Here is a 17,423-nt window from a genome sequence, read left to right as displayed (position 1 = left end):
TTTCAGACCATCGAGAGGCGTGCGGCCCCACACGCGGGCAGATGGCACGCAGGAAGCCCGGACTAATAAGATGGCATTGAAATCCCCCGCGTTTCGTAGAAAGTTTCCGTTGCTGGTAACCGGCGGTCTGCTGGCCCTGCAACCTCTGGCCACCTCATACGTAGTGGCAGCCGAACAGTTCGACTGCCAAGTGTCCGCCTCCGGTGGTTGGGACTGCAAGCCCAAAGCGCCAGTCAACAACCTGCCGCCGCGCCCGGTGCACGAAGGTGCGGCCGTCAGCTCTGGCACAGAAGCCGCGAGCGAAGCCGACACCGCAGACCGGCCGATGCTGGTCACCGAGGCCAAAGGCCGTGGCCTGAAATCGCGCAGCGAAGACTACAGCCACCTGGACTGGGTGCCGCGTGAAAAACTCACCGCCGCGCAGCTGGCCGAAACCGGCCCGTACTGCGGCGGCGCCTATATCGAGCCTACCCGCCCGGGCATGGCCGATACCACGCCGAAGGATGAGTCGCCGACTTACATCAACGCCAAGGTATCCAAGTACCAGCAGGAGCAGCAGATCGCTACTCTCGCCGGTGACGTGGTAATGCGCCAGGGCAGCATGCAGGCCGAGGCCGACGAGGCCAACCTCTACCAGACCGAAAACCGTGGCGAGCTCAAGGGCAACGTCAAGATCCGTGACAACGGTTCGCTGGTGGTCGGTGACGAGGCACAGATCCAGCTCGACACCGGCGAAGCCCAGGTCGACAACGCCGAATACGTGATGCACAAGTCGCACATCCGCGGCAGTGCCCTGTACGCCAAACGTGGCGAAAACGCCATCATCCGCCTCAAGGACGGTACGTACACCACCTGCGAACCGGGCAGCAACGCCTGGCAGTTGAAGGGCAACAACATCACCCTGAACCCGGCCACCGGTTTCGGCACCGCGACCAACGTTACGCTGCGGGTCAAGGATTTCCCGGTGTTCTATACACCGTACATCTACTTCCCGATCGACGACCGTCGCCAGTCCGGCTTCCTGCCGCCATCGTTCAGCACCAGCAGCGACACCGGCTTCATGCTGGTCACGCCGTACTACTTCAACCTGGCGCCCAACTACGACGCCACGTTGTACCCGCGTTACATGACCAAACGCGGCCTGTTGATGGAAGGCGAGTTCCGCTACCTGACGCCTTCGAGCGAAGGCCAGTTTGGCGGCGCGTACCTGAACGACAAGGACGACGACCGCAAAGACCAGACTGACTACAAAGAACAGCGCTGGATGGTCAACTGGCAGCACAAGGGTGGCCTGGACGAGCGCCTGATGACCGAGGTGAACTACACCGACATCAGCGACCCGTTCTACTTCCAGGACCTGGAATCCGACCAGATCGGCGTTGAAAGCAAGGACCTCCTTGACCAGCAAGGTGCGTTGACGTGGCGTGGCGACAGCTACACGGCACGCTTGAACGTGCACGCCTACGAGATGGCCACCATTTCGCAGATCACGCCGTATGATCGCCTGCCGCAGCTCACACTCAATGGCACGCTGCCTTACCAGCCAGGCGGTTTGAACTTTGGTTACGAAACTGAAGCCGTTCGCTTTGATCGCGACCTGAAAGACGACTTCGTTCTCGACAAGGACGGCAATCCCGACTCCAGCGCCGGGATCCCAGGCCGACGTCTCGACGAGAACATCTTCGGCGTGGCTCGTGCCAACGGTACCCGCCTGAACGTCGCCCCTTCCATGAGCCTGCCCATGGAAGCAAGCTACGGCTACATCACGCCGAAGCTTAAATACATGTACACCCACTACGACCTTGACCTGGATAGCAAGGGCAAGAACGATTTGATCACGGAGCCCGGTAAGATTCCTCTGTACGGCGACTTCAAGAGCAATCAAGACCGTGATGTTCCTATCTTTAGTGTCGACAGTGGCCTGTACTTCGACCGCAACACATCCCTGTTCGGAACGAATTACAAGCAGACACTCGAACCGCGCCTGTTCTATCTCTACGTTCCGTATAAGGACCAGGTTGATATCCCTCTGTTTGACACCAGCGAGACGCTCTTCAGCTACGACTCGCTGTTCCGAGACAACCGCTTCAGCGGTCCGGACCGTATCGGCGACGAGAACAAGCTTTCGCTGGGTGTGACCACCCGCTGGATCGAAGACAACGGTTTCGAGCGCCAGAACTTCAGCATCGGCCAGGCCTACTACTTCAAGGACCGCAAGGTCCAGCTGCCGGGCATCGACTACCGCGACCGCAAGGATGCACAGTCCGATGTGTCGCCATACGCGCTGGTGTACAACTATTACTTCAACCGCGACTGGCGCTTCAATTCGGACTTCAACTGGGACCCGGACAGCCGCAGCACCCGCTCGGGCAGCGCGATGTTCCACTACCAGCCTGAAGACAACCCGAACAAGGTGGTCAACCTTGGCTATCGCTACCGCAATGACACCATTGCCTACGACTCGACCACGGGCACGTGGAAAGTGGGCGGTGGCGACTACGGCACACCGGGCGACCCGAACTACATCAAGGACTACTACAAGATCCAGCAGCATGACTTCTCGGTCATCTGGCCGATCGTTCCGCAGTGGAGCGTCATCGCCCGCTGGCAGCATGACTACAACCGCAACCGCACCCTGGAAGCCATGGGTGGTTTCGAATACGACAACTGCTGCTGGAAGCTGCGCCTGATCAACCGCTACTGGATCGATTACGACGATTTCAGCCAGGCGCTTCCGCAGAACGAAAAAGGCGACCACGGCATCTTCCTTCAGATCGTTCTGAAAGGCCTCGGTGGCGTAGTGGGCAACAAGGTCGAATCTTTCCTCGACCAAGGCATTCAAGGTTACCGTGAACGTGAAGACCAAGCTTATTGATCGTCTGCGCCCAGTGTTGCTGGGCGCCGCTTTGCTGAGTGGCGCGGTGCATGCCGCGGTACAACCTCTTGATCGCGTGGTGGCCATCGTCGACAACGACGTGGTCATGCAAAGCCAGCTGAACCAGCGCGTGCATGAGGTGCAGCAAACCATCGCCAAGCGCGGCGGCGGCGTGCCGCCGACCAGCGCTCTGGAACAGCAGGTGCTGGAACGCCTGATCGTCGAGAACCTGCAGCTGCAGATCGGCGAGCGTTCGGGCATCCGCATCACCGACGAAGAGCTGAACCAGGCCATCGGCACCATTGCCCAGCGCAATGGCATGTCCCTGGACCAGTTCCGCGCCGCCCTGGCCCGTGACGGCCTGTCGTTCGATGACGCTCGCGAGCAGGTCAAGCGCGAGATGATCATCAGCCGCGTGCGTCAGCGCCGTGTGGCCGAACGCATCCAGGTGTCGGAGCAGGAAGTGAAGAACTTCCTCAACTCCGACATGGGCAAGATGCAGATGTCGGAAGAGTACCGCTTGGCCAACATCCTCATCCCGACCCCGGAAGCCGCCAGCGCGGATGATATCCAGAAGGCAGCGCGCAAGGTCGGTGACGTGTACCAGCAGCTGCGCCAGGGCGCCGACTTCGGCCAGATGGCGATTGCCAACTCGGCCAGCGAAAACGCCCTGGAAGGCGGCGAGATGGGCTGGCGTAAAGCCGGCCAGCTGCCACCAGACTTCGCCAAAATGCTCAGTAGCATGCCGGTCGGTGAAATCACCCAGCCTACTCGCATCCCCAACGGCTTCATCATCCTCAAGCTCGAGGAGAAGCGCGGTGGCAGCGAGAACGTGCTGCGTGACGAAGTGCATGTACGCCACATCCTGATCAAGCCAAGTGAGATCCGCAGCGAAGCGGCCACCGAGCAACTGGCCGAGCGCCTGTACGATCGCATAAAGAACGGCGAAGACTTCGGCGAGCTGGCGAAGAGCTTCTCGGAAGACCCGGGTTCGGCGCTCAACGGCGGCGACCTCAACTGGGTAGACCCGAACAGCCTGGTACCGGAGTTCCGCGAGCAGATGGCCAACGCCCAGCAAGGCGAAGTGACCAAACCGTTCAAGACCCAGTACGGCTGGCACGTTCTGGAAGTGCTGGGCCGCCGCGCCACCGACAGCACCGAACAGGCACGTGAGCAACAGGCCCAGAGCGTCCTGCGCAACCGCAAGTACGACGAAGAGCTGCAAACCTGGCTGCGCCAGATTCGCGACGAAGCCTACGTTGAAATCAAGCTGCCTGGCGCTGACCAGGCCGCCCAGTGAAGCCCCAGCGCTTCGCCGTCACCCCTGGCGAGCCTGCCGGCATAGGTCCCGACCTGTGCCTGCTGCTCGCCGCAGACGCCCAGCCCCACCCCCTGATCGCCATCACCAGCCGTGACCTGCTCGCCGAGCGGGCCACGCAGCTGGGGCTGGCCGTCAGCCTGCTGCCAGTCGCCCCGGGCCAATGGCCCGACCAGCCGGCACCCGCGGGCAGCCTGTACGTGTGGGATACCCCTCTTGCAGCCCCGGTAGTGCCAGGCCAGCTCGACAAAGCCAACGCGGCGTTCGTGCTGGAAACCCTGACCCGCGCCGGGCAAGGCTGCCTCGATGGGCATTTTGCCGGGATGATCACCGCCCCTGTGCACAAGGGCGTGATCAACGAAAGCGGTATCGCCTTCTCCGGGCATACCGAGTTCCTTGCCGAGCTGACCCAGACCGCGCAGGTGGTAATGATGCTGGCCACCCGCGGCCTGCGCGTGGCCCTTGTAACCACGCACCTGCCGCTGCGTGATATTGCCGACGCCATCACTGCCGAGCGCGTCGAACGTGTAACCCGTATCCTGCATGCCGACATGCGCGACAAGTTCGGCATTGCCAACCCCCGCATACTGGTGTGCGGCCTCAACCCGCACGCGGGCGAGGGCGGCCACCTGGGCCGCGAAGAAATCGACATCATCGAGCCGACCCTGGCCCGCCTGCGCACCGAAGGCATGGACCTGCGCGGGCCGCTGCCGGCCGATACCCTGTTTACCCCCAAATATCTGGAGCACTGCGACGCGGTGCTGGCGATGTACCACGACCAAGGCCTGCCTGTACTCAAGTACAAAGGTTTCGGCGCTGCAGTCAACGTGACCCTGGGCCTGCCGATCATCCGCACGTCGGTCGACCACGGCACCGCCCTGGACCTCGCCGGCACCGGCAACGTCGACACCGGCAGCCTGCGCGTCGCGCTGGAAACCGCCTACCAGATGGCCGAGAACCGACCATGAACGAGCAATACCAACACCGGGCACGCAAGCGCTTCGGCCAGAACTTCCTGCACGACGCCGGCATCATCGACCGCATCCTGCGTGCCATCAACGCCAAGGCCGGCGAACACCTGCTGGAAATCGGCCCGGGCCAGGGCGCCCTGACCGAAGGCCTGCTGGGCAGCGGTGCACAACTGGACGTGGTGGAGCTGGACAAGGACCTGGTGCCGATCCTGCAGCACAAGTTTGCTAACCGCTCCAACTTCCGCCTGCACCAGGGCGACGCCCTGAAGTTCGACTTCAACCAGCTGGGCGTGCCACCGCGCAGCCTCAAGGTGGTGGGCAACCTGCCCTACAACATTTCCACCCCGCTGATCTTCCACCTGCTCAGCCATGCCGGGCTGATCCGCGACATGCACTTCATGCTGCAAAAGGAAGTGGTCGAGCGCATGGCCGCTGGCCCTGGCGGTGGGGACTGGGGGCGTTTGTCGATCATGGTGCAGTACCACTGCCGCGTCGAACACCTGTTCAACGTGGGCCCTGGCGCCTTCAACCCGCCGCCGAAAGTGGACTCGGCCATTGTCCGCCTGGTGCCGCACGAAGTGCTGCCGTTCCCGGCCAAGGACCACCTGCTGCTGGAGCGCGTCGTTCGCGAAGCCTTCAACCAGCGGCGCAAGACACTGCGCAATACCCTGAAAGGCCTGCTCGACAGCGCGGCCATCGAGGCCGCCGGCGTGGATGGCAGCCTGCGGCCCGAACAGCTGGACCTGGCCGCCTTTGTGCGCCTGGCTGACCAGCTGGCTGATCAGCAAGCCTGATATCGCTTGTACCGGCCTCTTCGCGGGTAAACCCGCTCCCACAAGTACGCCACAGCCTTCAAATACTGTGCAATCCCTGTGGGAGCGGGTTCACCCGCGAAGAGGCCGGCGCTGACGACAAAGGCCGCAAGCCCCACACCGCTAGCCCTCCCCCCTCCCAATGGCCTAGACTGCATTATTGCGTCAGCTCGCCCAAGGCCATTGCATGTCCGATCCTCGCTATCTGATCGACGTCAGCGTCGTGACCCGCTACCTGAAAGAACAATCCGACCCCGAAAACAGTCGTTTCGCTTTCGCTTACACCATTACCGTGCAGAACAATGGCTCGCTCAAGGCCAAGCTGCTGTCACGCCACTGGCTGATCACCAATGGTGATGGCGAGGTGGAGGAAGTACGCGGCTCCGGCGTGGTTGGCCAGCAACCCAACATCGACCCGGGCCAGAGCCACACCTATAGCAGCGGTGCGGTAATCACCACCCGGGTGGGCACCATGCAGGGCAGTTACCAGATGTTCGCCGAAGACGGTAAGCGCTTCGACGCCGAGATCGCCCCCTTCCGCCTCGCGGTGCCCGGGGCGCTGCACTGATGGCAACCTACGCCGTCGGTGACCTGCAGGGTTGCCTGCAACCCCTCAAGTGCCTGCTCGACCGTGTCGGTTTCAACCCGGCCGTCGACCGCCTGTGGCTGGTCGGCGACCTGGTCAACCGCGGCCCCGAATCACTGGAAACCCTGCGCTTCCTGTATTCGATCCGCCAGTCGCTGGTCTGCGTGCTGGGCAACCATGACCTGCACCTGCTGGCTGCCTGGCACAACGTCGAGCGCCTGAAGAAAAGCGACACGCTACGCGAGGTTATCGAAGCACCGGACGCCGATCAGCTGTTCCACTGGCTGCGCCAGCAAAAACTGCTGCATTACGACGAGGCACGCGGCATTGCCATGGCGCACGCCGGCATCCCCCCCCAATGGACGCTGGGCCAGGCCCTCGGTCTCGCGGCAGAGGTGGAAGAAGTACTGCGCGACGATGGCCGCCTGAAGCTGTACCTCGACGGCATGTATGGCAACGAACCGAACAAGTGGAGCAAGAACCTGACCGGTATCGAACGCCTGCGGGTCATTACCAACTACTTCACACGCATGCGCTTCTGCACCGCCGAGGGCAAACTCGACCTCAAGAGCAAGGAAGGCCTGGGCACCGCGCCCAAGGGTTACAAGCCCTGGTTTGCTCACAAGGACCGCCGCTCGCGGCATGTAAAGATCATCTTCGGCCACTGGGCCGCCCTCGAAGGCCGCGTCAACGAGCCAGGCGTCATCGCCCTGGACACCGGCTGCGTGTGGGGCGGCGCCATGACCCTGTACAACGTCGACAGCGGCGAATACCACCGCTGTGACTGCGCCGACGACGGCACCCTGCGCCAGCCGGCACAACCCACTACACTCAACGTCCACACCTGAAGGAAGTAGTACCCATGAGCGAATTCAAGCGCATCCCTCCCGAGCAGGCCTTGGAGCTTCGCAAGCAAGAAGGTGCGGTCGTCGTCGACATTCGCGACTCGCAAGCCTTCGCCGCCGGCCACATCACCGGTGCCCGGCATCTGGATAACCATTCGGTTGCCGATTTCATCCGCAGCGCCGACCTCGACGCACCTACCCTGGTGGTCTGCTACCACGGCAACTCCAGCCAGAGCGCTGCCGCCTACCTGGTCGGCCAGGGCTTTTCCGACGTGTACAGCGTGGACGGCGGCTTTGAACTGTGGCGCGCCACCTACCCGGCCGAGACCGCCCAAGGCGCCGCCGAATAAATATTTTCATTTTTACTGCAGCCCGCGCCCTGTGCGGGCTTGCGGCTTATCTGACGAACGGTCGTTCGCAACTTCTCCGCCCCGCCGCCTTGAACTTACCGATAACCAACTATTCTTAAGCGCAGGCCATCCAGAAAAAGGGGAGAGCCGGTACACCGGCGTGCGGGTCATCGGTAGCGTTACAGGGTGTTCTGGGGGGTATACAGCAGCCGGCAAAACCGGTTGCATGCCAGCATCAGCTGACTGATCCGGCGTCGTCTCCACGTATCGAGCGAGGTGACGTCATGAGTATTTTTAGCCACTTCCAACAACGTTTCGAGTCCACGCGCCAGGAAGAACTCTCGCTGCAGGAGTACCTCGAGCTGTGCAAAGGGGATCGCAGTGCCTACGCATCGGCGGCCGAACGGCTGTTGCTGGCCATAGGTGAGCCAGAGCTGATCGACACCTCTACCAACTCCAGGCTGTCGCGCATCTTCTCCAACAAGGTTATCCGCCGCTATCCGGCCTTTGCCGACTTCCATGGCATGGAAGAGTGCATCGACCAGATCGTTTCTTATTTCCGCCACGCCGCCCAAGGCCTGGAAGAAAAGAAACAGATCCTCTATCTGCTGGGCCCGGTGGGCGGCGGTAAATCGTCGCTGGCCGAAAAACTCAAGCAGCTGATGGAAAAGGTCCCGTTTTATGCCATCAAGGGCTCGCCGGTATTCGAGTCGCCCCTGGGGTTGTTCAACGCCACCGAAGACGGGGCCATCCTCGAGGAGGAGTACGGCATCTCGCGGCGCTACCTGAACACCATCATGTCGCCCTGGGCCACCAAACGCCTGCAGGAGTTCGGCGGCGACATCAGCAAGTTCAAAGTGGTCAAGCTGTACCCGTCGATCCTCAACCAGATTGCCATCGCCAAGACCGAACCGGGCGACGAGAACAACCAGGACATTTCCGCCCTGGTGGGCAAGGTCGATATTCGCAAACTTGAGGAATTCCCGCAGAACGACGCCGATGCCTACAGCTATTCGGGCGCGCTGTGCCGGGCCAACCAGGGCCTGATGGAATTCGTCGAGATGTTCAAGGCGCCGATCAAGGTCCTGCACCCACTGCTCACGGCCACTCAGGAAGGCAACTACAACAGTACAGAGGGGCTTGGTGCCATTCCCTACACCGGCATCCTGTTGGCCCACTCCAACGAATCGGAGTGGCACACGTTCCGCAACAACAAGAACAACGAGGCGTTCATCGACCGGATCTACATCGTCAAGGTGCCGTACTGCCTGCGCGTCAGCGATGAGATCAAGATCTACGACAAATTGCTGATCAACAGCTCGCTGGCCAAGGCCCATTGCGCGCCCGACACCCTCAAGATGCTGGCCCAGTTCACGGTACTTTCGCGCCTCAAGGAGCCAGAGAACTCCAACATCTACTCGAAGATGCGCGTCTACGACGGCGAGAACCTCAAGGACACCGACCCCAAGGCCAAGTCGATCCAGGAGTACCGCGACTCGGCAGGCGTCGACGAGGGCATGAACGGCCTGTCGACCCGCTTCGCCTTCAAGATCCTTTCCAAAGTCTTCAACTTCGACCCACACGAGATTGCGGCCAACCCCGTGCACCTGCTGTATGTGCTTGAGCAGCAGATCGAACAGGAACAGTTCCCTGCCGAAGTGCGCGAGCGTTACCTGCGCTACCTGAAGGAGTACCTGGCACCGCGCTATATCGAGTTCATCGGCAAGGAAATCCAGACCGCCTACCTGGAGTCCTACAGCGAATACGGCCAGAACATTTTCGACCGCTACGTGCTGTACGCCGACTTCTGGATCCAGGACCAGGAATACCGCGACCCGGAGACCGGCGAAATCCTCAACCGCATCGCCCTCAACGAAGAGCTGGAGAAGATCGAGAAACCGGCCGGCATCAGCAACCCGAAAGATTTCCGCAACGAAATCGTCAACTTCGTGCTGCGTGCCCGTGCCAACAACAATGGCAAGAACCCGAGCTGGCTGAGCTATGAAAAGCTGCGGGTGGTGATCGAGAAGAAAATGTTCTCCAACACCGAAGACCTGCTGCCAGTCATCAGCTTCAACGCCAAGGCCAGCAAGGAAGACCAACAGAAGCACAACGACTTCGTCACGCGCATGGTGGAGCGTGGCTACACCGACAAACAGGTTCGTCTGCTGTCGGAATGGTACCTGCGGGTCAGGAAATCGCAATAAAGCGACAAGCTACACACTGCGCGCCCAACGCTGGCAAGCCAGCCTTGGGCGGCAGCAGCTGCCTTGCTGCCTTTAGGTGCAGCGAGCCCGTAGCTTGAAGCGTGCAGCTGTTCCCAGCTACCGGAGGGACCATGAGCTACGTTATAGACCGACGCCTGAACGGCAAGAACAAGAGCACGGTCAACCGCCAGCGCTTCCTGCGGCGGTACCGTGAACACATCAAGAAAGCCGTCGAAGAGGCGGTAAGCCGCCGTTCCATCATGGACATGGAGCATGGCGAGCAAATCAGCATTCCGGGGCGCGACATCGACGAACCCGTGCTCCACCACGGTCGCGGCGGCAAACAGACCGTCGTGCACCCTGGCAACAAGGAGTTCACTGCCGGCGAACATATCCCCAGGCCGCAAGGTGGTGGTGGGGGCGGCGGAGGCCGCGGCAAGGCGGGCAACTCCGGCGACGGCATGGACGACTTCGTCTTCCAGATCACCCAGGAAGAATTCCTCGAATTCATGTTCGAGGACCTCGAACTGCCCAACCTGGTCAAACGTCACCTGACCGGCACCGACACCTTCAAGACCGTACGCGCAGGTATCGCCAACGAGGGCAACCCGTCACGCATCAACATCGTGCGCACCTTGCGCTCGGCGCATGCCCGGCGTATCGCCCTGACCGGCAGCAGCCGCGCACTGCTGCGCGAAGCACAAAAGGAACTCGACCGCCTGCGGGTCGAGGAGCCGGACAACTTCACCGATATCCAGGAAGTCGAACAGGAAATCGAACGCCTGAAGGCACGCATCAATCGGCTGCCCTTCCTCGACACCTTCGACCTCAAGTACAACCTGCTGGTCAAGCAGCCCAACCCCAGCTCCAAGGCAGTAATGTTCTGCCTGATGGACGTGTCCGGCTCCATGACCCAGGCCACCAAGGACATCGCCAAGCGCTTCTTCATCCTGTTGTACCTGTTCCTCAAGCGTAACTACGACCGCATCGAAGTGGTGTTCATCCGCCACCACACCAGCGCCCGGGAAGTCGACGAGGAAGAGTTCTTCTACTCGCGGGAAACCGGCGGCACCATCGTTTCCAGCGCGCTAAAGCTGATGCAGGAGATCATGGCCGAACGCTACCCGGCCAGCGACTGGAACATCTACGCCGCCCAGGCTTCTGACGGCGATAACTGGAACGACGACTCGCCGATCTGCCGCGACATCCTGTCCAAGCAGATCATGCCGCACGTGCAGTACTACACTTACGTCGAGATCACCCCCCGTGAGCATCAGGCGCTGTGGTACGAATACGAACGCATCGGCGAAGCCTTCCCCGACACGTTCGCCCAGCAGCAGTTGGTATCGGCCGGCGATATCTACCCGGTCTTCCGTGAACTCTTCCAGCGCAGGTTAGCCACATGACCGCCAGAGCACAGAGACGCCAACCCATTTCCACCGGGTCCGAGTGGACGTTCGAGCTGATTCAGACCTACGACCGGGAAATCGGTCGCCTGGCCGAACGTTACGCCCTGGACACGTACCCCAACCAGATCGAGGTGATCACGGCCGAGCAGATGATGGACGCCTATGCCTCGGTCGGCATGCCACTGGGTTACCACCACTGGTCCTACGGCAAACAGTTCCTCAGCACAGAAAAGTCCTACAGCCGTGGCCAGATGGGCCTGGCCTACGAAATCGTGATCAACTCCGACCCCTGCATCGCCTACCTGATGGAAGAAAACACCATGTGCATGCAGGCACTGGTGATCGCGCATGCCTGCTATGGCCACAACAGCTTCTTCAAAGGCAACTACCTGTTCCGCACCTGGACCGACGCCAGCTCGATCATCGATTACCTGGTGTTTGCCAAGCAGTACATCGCCCAGTGCGAAGAGCGCCACGGCATAGATGCCGTGGAAGACCTGATCGACTCCTGCCATGCCCTGATGAACTACGGCGTGGACCGCTACAAGCGCCCCTACCCCATCTCCGCAGAAGAGGAACGGCGGCGCCAGAAGGAACGTGAGGAGCACCTGCAGCGCCAGATCAACGACCTGTGGCGCACCATCCCGAAAAGCGCCGAAAGGGGCAACGAACGCGATGAGGGGCGCTTCCCCGCCGAACCACAGGAGAACATCCTGTATTTCATCGAGAAGAATGCACCGCTGCTCGAACCCTGGCAGCGTGAAGTGGTGCGCATCGTGCGCAAGATCGCCCAGTACTTCTACCCGCAGCGCCAGACCCAGGTCATGAACGAAGGCTGGGCAACTTTCTGGCACTACACGCTGATGAACGACCTGTACGACGAGGGGCTGATCACCGAAGGCTTCATGATGGAGTTTTTGACGTCGCACACCAGCGTGGTGTTCCAGCCCGGCTTCGACAGCCCCTACTACAGCGGTATCAACCCTTACGCACTGGGCTTTGCGATGTATACCGACATACGGCGCATGTGCGAGAACCCGACCGAGGAAGATCGCCACTGGTTCCCCGACATTGCCGGCAGTGATTGGCTTTCTACCATCAAGTTTGCCATGAGCAGTTTCAAGGACGAGAGCTTCATCCTGCAGTACCTGTCGCCCAAGGTAATGCGTGACCTCAAGCTTTTCAGCATCCTCGATGACGACCAGCGCGACGACCTGTTGGTGCCCGCCATTCACGATGAAGCCGGCTACCGGGTGATTCGTGAACTGCTGGCCGCGCAGTACAACCTGGGTAACCGTGAACCGAACGTGCAAATCTGGAGCGTCGATCGTCGCGGCGACCGTTCGCTGACCCTGCGCCACCAGCAACACAACCGCAAACCGCTGGGCGACTCCACCGAGGAAGTGCTTAAGCACCTGCATCGCCTGTGGGGCTTCGATATCCACCTGGAAACCGTGCAGGGCGAGCAAGTGATGAAAACCCACCACATGCCACCCCGTGGCGAGCACGGCGAAAGCGCAGACTACGGGCGCATGGACCTGGCTGTCATTCACCACCTCTAGTGCACCGCCATAACGGCCGACGGGTTATCCTGTCGGCAGTTATGGAGAGCTGCACATGCACATCTACAAAGTCGGCGGCGCCGTGCGCGACCGCCTGCTCGGCCGCCCCGTCAGTGATATTGACTGGCTGGTGGTAGGCGCCACCGTCGAAGAAATGCACGCCAAAGGCTATAGGCCGGTGGGCGCCGACTTTCCGGTGTTCCTGCACCCGCAAACCGGCGAGGAATACGCCTTGGCTCGTACCGAGCGCAAGAGCGGGCGCGGTTATGGCGGGTTCACCTTTCACGCCAGCCCTGACGTCACCCTGGAAGAAGACCTGATCCGCCGTGACCTGACCATCAACGCGATGGCCGAGGACGAAGCGGGCACAGTGTACGATCCCCACCATGGCCAAGACGATCTAGATAATCGAATTTTGCGCCACGTTTCTCAGGCATTTGCCGAAGATCCCTTGCGTGTTTTGCGCGTAGCGCGCTTTGCAGCCCGGTATGCACCGCTGGGTTTTCGGGTTGCCGAAGAAACGCTGGAACTGATGCGCCAGATCAGCGCCTCTGGCGAGTTGCAGGCGTTGACTGCCGAGCGCAGCTGGAAGGAAATCGAGCGGGCGCTGATGGAGGCACAGCCCCAGGTGTTCTTCCAGGTGCTGCGCGATTGCGACGCCCTGCAGGCCCTGCTGCCTGAGCTAGTTGGCGATGCCCAGGCCTTGGCGGCGCTGGAGCAGGCAGCGGCGCATGAACAGCCCCTGCACGTGCGCTGGGCCTGCCTGCTGCGCGGGCTGGCTCCCGCATCGATCAAAGCCGTCAACCAGCGCCTGAAGGCGCCACGGGAATGCCAGGAACTGGCCCTGCTGACAGGCGAATGCCTGGCGCAGGCCAATCAGGCGCTGGAACTGCCTGCCACGGCACTGCTGGAGCTGTTGCAAAAGTTCGATGTGTACCGACGGCCGCAGCGGTTTGACGATTTTGTGGTCGTTTGCGAGATGGCGGCGCTGGGCGATGGCAAGCAGGGTTATCCACAGGCCGATTACCTGCGAGGCGCAGCAGCGGCCGCGCGAGCGGTGGAGGTGAAGCCGCTGGTGCAGGCCGGGCTGACGGGCCAGGCACTGGGCGAAGCACTCAAGGCTGAGCGGCTGAAAGCACTTGAGGCTTACCAACTCGGCTGACCATACCGGCCCCTTCGCGGCTAAAGCCGCTCCCACAGGTACAGCGTGGGCGCGAAACCTGCGCTGTCCTTGTGGGAGCGGCTTTAGCCGCGAAAGGGCCGGAACAGGCTTAAGCGGGAGTCAGCTGCAACCCGCGCCACTCAAAGGCGACCGGGGCCAGTACCTGGTCAATCTGTGCCTCTTGCCACAACTGGGCCATGGTCTTGCCCGCGCCCGGATGCATCAGCTGAGGGGCCAGCAACGACAGCGGCCACAGCACGAAAGCGTTCTTCAGGATCTCGGCGCGGGGCAGCACCAGCCCATCGAAGGTGCCGTGCAGATCGTCATACATCAGCACATCGATATCCAGCGGCAGCCCTTTGCGGTCCGGCGCGTAACGGCCATTGTCGGCCTCGATGAACTTCAGCCGACGGTCCAGTTCGATCAGCGGCAGTGCGGTTTGCCCGGTCACCACGAAATTGATGAACGGCCCGCTCTTGATCCCCACCGGCTGGCTTTCGAACACCGGCGAGCAACGCATGTCGGTGAGGATGCCCGCCAATGCATCGAGCCCGGCACACAAATGCGCCTCACGGTCGATATTGCTGCCAAGGCCCAGGTAAACCGTGCTCAGAGACATCCGCGCTCGATCTCCACGCCCACACCGCCACGGGCCGCCGGAACCGCACCCGGCTTGGTCAGCTTCAACCGCACCCAAGGGATGTGGAATTCTTCCATCAAGGTCGCTACCAGGCGCTCGGCAAAGGTTTCCACCAACTCGAAACGCGCCTGCTCGGCAAACGCCTGGATGCGCGCCGAAACGCTGGCATAGTCCAGCGCCAGGCTCAGGTCGTCACCCGCTGCGGCCGGGCGGTTGTCCCAGGCAAAGCTCAGGTCCAGGCGCAAGCACTGGCGAATATCCCGCTCCCAGTCATAGGCACCGATGACGGTATCGACTTCCAGGCCTTCGATGAACACTCTGTCCAAGCACTTCTCTCCACAGCACGACAAGGGCGACTGGCGCCGTTAGAATCAGGGCGTCCTCGCCCGGAATAGTTAGCATGTTTTGGTTACTGGCGTTGTTCGCCTACCTGCTCGGCTCGCTGTCCTTCGCCATTCTCCTCAGCCGCCTCTCGGGCAGCCCGGACCCGCGTTCCAGCGGCTCAGGCAATGCCGGCGCCACCAACATGCTACGCCTGGCAGGCCGTAAACTGGCGATCCTGACCCTGCTTGGCGACCTGTGCAAGGGCCTTTTGCCGGTATTGCTCGCCCGCCTTGCCGAGCTGGACCTGCATGCGCAGGCCTGGGTGGGCGTATGCGCGGTGCTGGGCCACCTGTTCCCCCTGTACTTCCGCTTTCAGGGCGGCAAGGGCGTGGCGACGGCTGCCGGCATGCTCATGGGCCTGTATTTTCCGGCCGCACTGCTGGCTATCGGCGCCTGGCTGCTGACCTTCTACCTCACCCGCACCAGCTCGCTGGCAGCACTTGTTGCCACACCACTGACCTTGCCATTACTGGCCTGGCGCGAGCCCGAAGCCCTGCTGCCAATCACCGTGCTGACCGTGATGATCGTATGGCGCCACCGCAAAAACCTGCGCGACCTGTTCGCGGGGCGCGAACGGCACTTCTGACCGTTCGGCTTCAAACGCTACAGCGGCGGCAACTGCTCCATCGGCCAGCGCGCCTGCACGCTGATCGCCAGGTCCTGCTGCTGCCCGGCCAACAGGCGCTGGCAACCGGCGTACGCGATCATCGCGCCATTGTCGGTACAGAACTGCGGGCGCGCGTAGTACACGTTGCCCTTGATGCTGGCGAGCATGTCCTCGAGGGAGGCGCGCAAAGCCTTGTTGGCACTCACGCCACCCGCGATGACCAGGCGCTTGAGGCCGGTCTGCTTGAGCGCCCGCTTGCACTTGATGGTCAAAGTCTCCACCACCGCCTGCTGGAACGCCAGGGACAGGTCGCAACGGGTTTGCTCACTGTCGTCGCCAGCGTTCTTGCATTGCTGCCAGGTGTTGAGGGCAAAGGTCTTGAGGCCGCTGAAGCTGAATTCCAGCCCTGGGCGATCAGTCATTGGCCGCGGGAACACGAAGCGCCCAGGTACCCCCTGCTCGGCCAGGCGCGCGATTTCCGGGCCGCCGGGGTAGTTCAGGCCGATCAGCTTGGCGGTCTTGTCGAACGCTTCGCCCGCGGCATCGTCCAAGCTCTCGCCCAGCAGCTGGTACTGACCTATGCCATCGACGCGTACCAGCTGGGTGTGGCCGCCTGAAACCAACAAAGCGACGAACGGAAACTCAGGTGGGTTTTGTTCCAGCATGGGCGCCAGCAAGTGGCCTTCCATGTGGTGCACGCCAATCGCCGGAATGTCCCAGGCAAAGGCCAGCGCCTGGGCGCAGGAGGCGCCCACCAGCAATGCGCCGACCAGGCCAGGACCCGCGGTGTAGGCAATGGCGTCGATCTCGGTGGCGACGCAACCGGCCTCCTCCAGCACCTGGCGGATCAGCGGCAACATGCGCTTTACGTGGTCTCGCGAGGCAAGCTCGGGCACCACACCGCCAAACACGCGGTGCAGGTCAATCTGGCTGAACAGTGCGTCGGCCAAAAGACCGCGCTCGCTGTCGTATAATGCGACGCCAGTTTCGTCGCAGGATGTTTCCAATCCCAGTACTAGCATGGGTTCGTCCCTTGTGGGGGCTGAATTCGAAGGCGCGCATGATAGTCCCCGTGTTGCATGCCGACCAGCGGTTTTCGATCAGAGGCTTTGCATTCCGGCTTGCTAAGGGTTAACATCCGCAACCCTTGAAAACCGACGTTCTCCAGCACACCTTTGTTTTGCCAGGAGCACGTCTACCCCGGTAATGAATTAAGGTAGCCCTGGATGCCAGCCGTCAAAGTTAAAGAGAACGAACCCTTCGACGTAGCTCTGCGTCGTTTCAAGCGCTCCTGCGAAAAAGCCGGTGTACTGGCTGAAGTTCGTAGCCGCGAGTTTTACGAGAAGCCGACCGCCGAGCGTAAGCGCAAAGCAGCTGCTGCTGTTAAGCGTCACGCCAAGAAAGTTCAGCGCGAACAGCGCCGCGCCGTTCGTCTGTACTAATACAGGCGTTCTACGCAAAGCTTCTGCCCTGCCCGGTTAACCACCGGGCGATGGCAGCGGTCGTTTCAAACTTGAGCAGCTAGCTCAAGGCCCTGCACAAGCTTCATGCGAACTGCACATGGGCAACCTGCCTGAAACGTCAGAGCTGGTCCTTCTTGCTGTATGACCAGACGTGCACGTCCGACTGACGGGCCCTTAGGGGCTGGCGACGAGCACACATTCCCTCGCACTTCCCCAATCAGCACTCGCCCTA

The 17,423-nt window shown here is 61.5% G+C and carries 16 protein-coding genes; 13 read left to right on the top strand and 3 right to left on the bottom strand.

Annotation, left to right across the window (positions count from 1 at the left end; translation table 11 throughout):
• The first annotated feature begins 70 nt into the window (after positions 1–70).
• The 11 genes from JOY50_RS18155 to JOY50_RS18105 all read left to right on the top strand — a co-directional run bounded on the left by JOY50_RS18155 (position 71) and on the right by JOY50_RS18105 (position 14,097).
• Positions 71–2,875: an LPS-assembly protein LptD gene (locus JOY50_RS18155; RefSeq protein WP_243055599.1), complete on the top strand. Its 2,805-nt coding sequence runs from the start codon at positions 71–73 to the stop codon at positions 2,873–2,875.
• The gene (gene surA, locus JOY50_RS18150; RefSeq protein WP_243055598.1) at positions 2,856–4,175 is read left to right on the top strand and encodes a peptidylprolyl isomerase SurA; all 1,320 of its coding nucleotides are present in this window, start codon (positions 2,856–2,858) and stop codon (positions 4,173–4,175) included. The genes JOY50_RS18155 and surA overlap by 20 nt, the downstream gene beginning before the upstream one ends.
• Positions 4,172–5,161, top strand: coding sequence for a 4-hydroxythreonine-4-phosphate dehydrogenase PdxA (gene pdxA, locus JOY50_RS18145; RefSeq protein ID WP_132843059.1), 990 nt, complete (start codon positions 4,172–4,174; stop codon positions 5,159–5,161). Before surA ends, pdxA begins: the two co-directional genes overlap by 4 nt.
• Positions 5,158–5,958, top strand: a complete 801-nt coding sequence (rsmA, locus tag JOY50_RS18140; RefSeq protein WP_132843057.1) for a 16S rRNA (adenine(1518)-N(6)/adenine(1519)-N(6))-dimethyltransferase RsmA — start codon at positions 5,158–5,160, stop codon at positions 5,956–5,958. Before pdxA ends, rsmA begins: the two co-directional genes overlap by 4 nt.
• 205 nt (positions 5,959–6,163) lie before the next feature.
• Positions 6,164–6,544 (top strand): Co2+/Mg2+ efflux protein ApaG, encoded by a 381-nt coding sequence (apaG, locus tag JOY50_RS18135; protein WP_019470210.1) that lies wholly within the window; start codon positions 6,164–6,166, stop codon positions 6,542–6,544.
• The gene (locus JOY50_RS18130) at positions 6,544–7,410 is read left to right on the top strand and encodes a symmetrical bis(5'-nucleosyl)-tetraphosphatase (RefSeq protein WP_132843055.1); all 867 of its coding nucleotides are present in this window, start codon (positions 6,544–6,546) and stop codon (positions 7,408–7,410) included. Before apaG ends, JOY50_RS18130 begins: the two co-directional genes overlap by 1 nt.
• A gap of 14 nt (positions 7,411–7,424) precedes the next feature.
• Positions 7,425–7,757 carry a thiosulfate sulfurtransferase GlpE gene (gene glpE / locus JOY50_RS18125; RefSeq protein WP_019470208.1) on the top strand — a complete coding sequence of 111 codons (333 nt, stop codon included), beginning with the start codon at positions 7,425–7,427 and terminating at the stop codon, positions 7,755–7,757.
• A 284-nt stretch (positions 7,758–8,041) separates the two neighbouring features.
• Positions 8,042–9,964, top strand: a complete 1,923-nt coding sequence (locus JOY50_RS18120) for a PrkA family serine protein kinase (RefSeq protein WP_016497703.1) — start codon at positions 8,042–8,044, stop codon at positions 9,962–9,964.
• A 131-nt stretch (positions 9,965–10,095) separates the two neighbouring features.
• Entirely contained in the window at positions 10,096–11,370 is a 1,275-nt protein-coding gene (locus JOY50_RS18115) for a YeaH/YhbH family protein (protein ID WP_019470207.1), read from the top strand.
• A complete protein-coding gene (locus tag JOY50_RS18110; protein ID WP_019470206.1) occupies positions 11,367–12,935 on the top strand; it encodes a SpoVR family protein in 1,569 nt (522 codons plus the stop codon). The genes JOY50_RS18115 and JOY50_RS18110 overlap by 4 nt, the downstream gene beginning before the upstream one ends.
• Positions 12,936–12,990: 55 nt before the next feature.
• The gene (locus tag JOY50_RS18105) at positions 12,991–14,097 is read left to right on the top strand and encodes a multifunctional CCA addition/repair protein (RefSeq protein ID WP_132843052.1); all 1,107 of its coding nucleotides are present in this window, start codon (positions 12,991–12,993) and stop codon (positions 14,095–14,097) included.
• Between the two features lie 109 nt (positions 14,098–14,206).
• Here JOY50_RS18105 and folK read toward each other — a convergent pair whose 3' ends face one another.
• Together folK and folB are read right to left on the bottom strand one after the other, a co-directional pair.
• On the bottom strand, positions 14,207–14,716 hold the full coding sequence (folK, locus tag JOY50_RS18100) for a 2-amino-4-hydroxy-6-hydroxymethyldihydropteridine diphosphokinase (RefSeq protein WP_019471282.1): 510 nt from the start codon (positions 14,714–14,716) through the stop codon (positions 14,207–14,209).
• Entirely contained in the window at positions 14,707–15,063 is a 357-nt protein-coding gene (gene folB, locus JOY50_RS18095; RefSeq protein WP_019471281.1) for a dihydroneopterin aldolase, read from the bottom strand. Before folB ends, folK begins: the two co-directional genes overlap by 10 nt.
• A gap of 74 nt (positions 15,064–15,137) precedes the next feature.
• On the opposite strand from folB, the gene plsY reads away from it, so the two are divergent.
• Positions 15,138–15,707: a glycerol-3-phosphate 1-O-acyltransferase PlsY gene (gene plsY / locus JOY50_RS18090; protein ID WP_019471280.1), complete on the top strand. Its 570-nt coding sequence runs from the start codon at positions 15,138–15,140 to the stop codon at positions 15,705–15,707.
• Positions 15,708–15,724: 17 nt separating this feature from the next.
• On the opposite strand, the gene tsaD is transcribed toward plsY, so the two are convergent.
• On the bottom strand, positions 15,725–16,750 hold the full coding sequence (gene tsaD / locus JOY50_RS18085; protein WP_132843050.1) for a tRNA (adenosine(37)-N6)-threonylcarbamoyltransferase complex transferase subunit TsaD: 1,026 nt from the start codon (positions 16,748–16,750) through the stop codon (positions 15,725–15,727).
• Positions 16,751–16,954: 204 nt separating this feature from the next.
• Here tsaD and rpsU point away from each other — a divergent pair, with 204 nt between their 5' ends.
• On the top strand, positions 16,955–17,170 hold the full coding sequence (gene rpsU / locus JOY50_RS18080) for a 30S ribosomal protein S21 (RefSeq protein WP_003255575.1): 216 nt from the start codon (positions 16,955–16,957) through the stop codon (positions 17,168–17,170).
• Positions 17,171–17,423 lie beyond the last annotated feature (253 nt).

The sequence above is a fragment of the Pseudomonas sp. BP01 genome, assembly GCF_022760795.1.
In the GTDB taxonomy this organism is placed as follows: Bacteria; Pseudomonadota; Gammaproteobacteria; order Pseudomonadales; family Pseudomonadaceae; genus Aquipseudomonas; species Aquipseudomonas putida_Q.
The sequence above is the reverse complement of the archived record's forward strand: the minus strand, read 5'-3'. Positions and strand labels throughout refer to the sequence as shown.

Excerpts from the sequence above, each read along its gene's own strand:
- JOY50_RS18120 (WP_016497703.1), top strand. The coding sequence starts at position 8,042 with ATGAGTATTTTTAGCCACTTCCAACAACGTTTCGAGTCCACGCGCCAG.
- JOY50_RS18105 (WP_132843052.1), top strand. The coding sequence starts at position 12,991 with ATGCACATCTACAAAGTCGGCGGCGCCGTGCGCGACCGCCTGCTCGGC.
- glpE (WP_019470208.1), top strand. The coding sequence starts at position 7,425 with ATGAGCGAATTCAAGCGCATCCCTCCCGAGCAGGCCTTGGAGCTTCGC.
- tsaD (WP_132843050.1), bottom strand. The coding sequence starts at position 16,750 with ATGCTAGTACTGGGATTGGAAACATCCTGCGACGAAACTGGCGTCGCA.
- rpsU (WP_003255575.1), top strand. The coding sequence starts at position 16,955 with ATGCCAGCCGTCAAAGTTAAAGAGAACGAACCCTTCGACGTAGCTCTG.
- apaG (WP_019470210.1), top strand. The coding sequence starts at position 6,164 with ATGTCCGATCCTCGCTATCTGATCGACGTCAGCGTCGTGACCCGCTAC.
- plsY (WP_019471280.1), top strand. The coding sequence starts at position 15,138 with ATGTTTTGGTTACTGGCGTTGTTCGCCTACCTGCTCGGCTCGCTGTCC.
- rsmA (WP_132843057.1), top strand. The coding sequence starts at position 5,158 with ATGAACGAGCAATACCAACACCGGGCACGCAAGCGCTTCGGCCAGAAC.
- JOY50_RS18130 (WP_132843055.1), top strand. The coding sequence starts at position 6,544 with ATGGCAACCTACGCCGTCGGTGACCTGCAGGGTTGCCTGCAACCCCTC.
- folK (WP_019471282.1), bottom strand. The coding sequence starts at position 14,716 with ATGTCTCTGAGCACGGTTTACCTGGGCCTTGGCAGCAATATCGACCGT.
- JOY50_RS18110 (WP_019470206.1), top strand. The coding sequence starts at position 11,367 with ATGACCGCCAGAGCACAGAGACGCCAACCCATTTCCACCGGGTCCGAG.
- JOY50_RS18115 (WP_019470207.1), top strand. The coding sequence starts at position 10,096 with ATGAGCTACGTTATAGACCGACGCCTGAACGGCAAGAACAAGAGCACG.
- JOY50_RS18155 (WP_243055599.1), top strand. The coding sequence starts at position 71 with ATGGCATTGAAATCCCCCGCGTTTCGTAGAAAGTTTCCGTTGCTGGTA.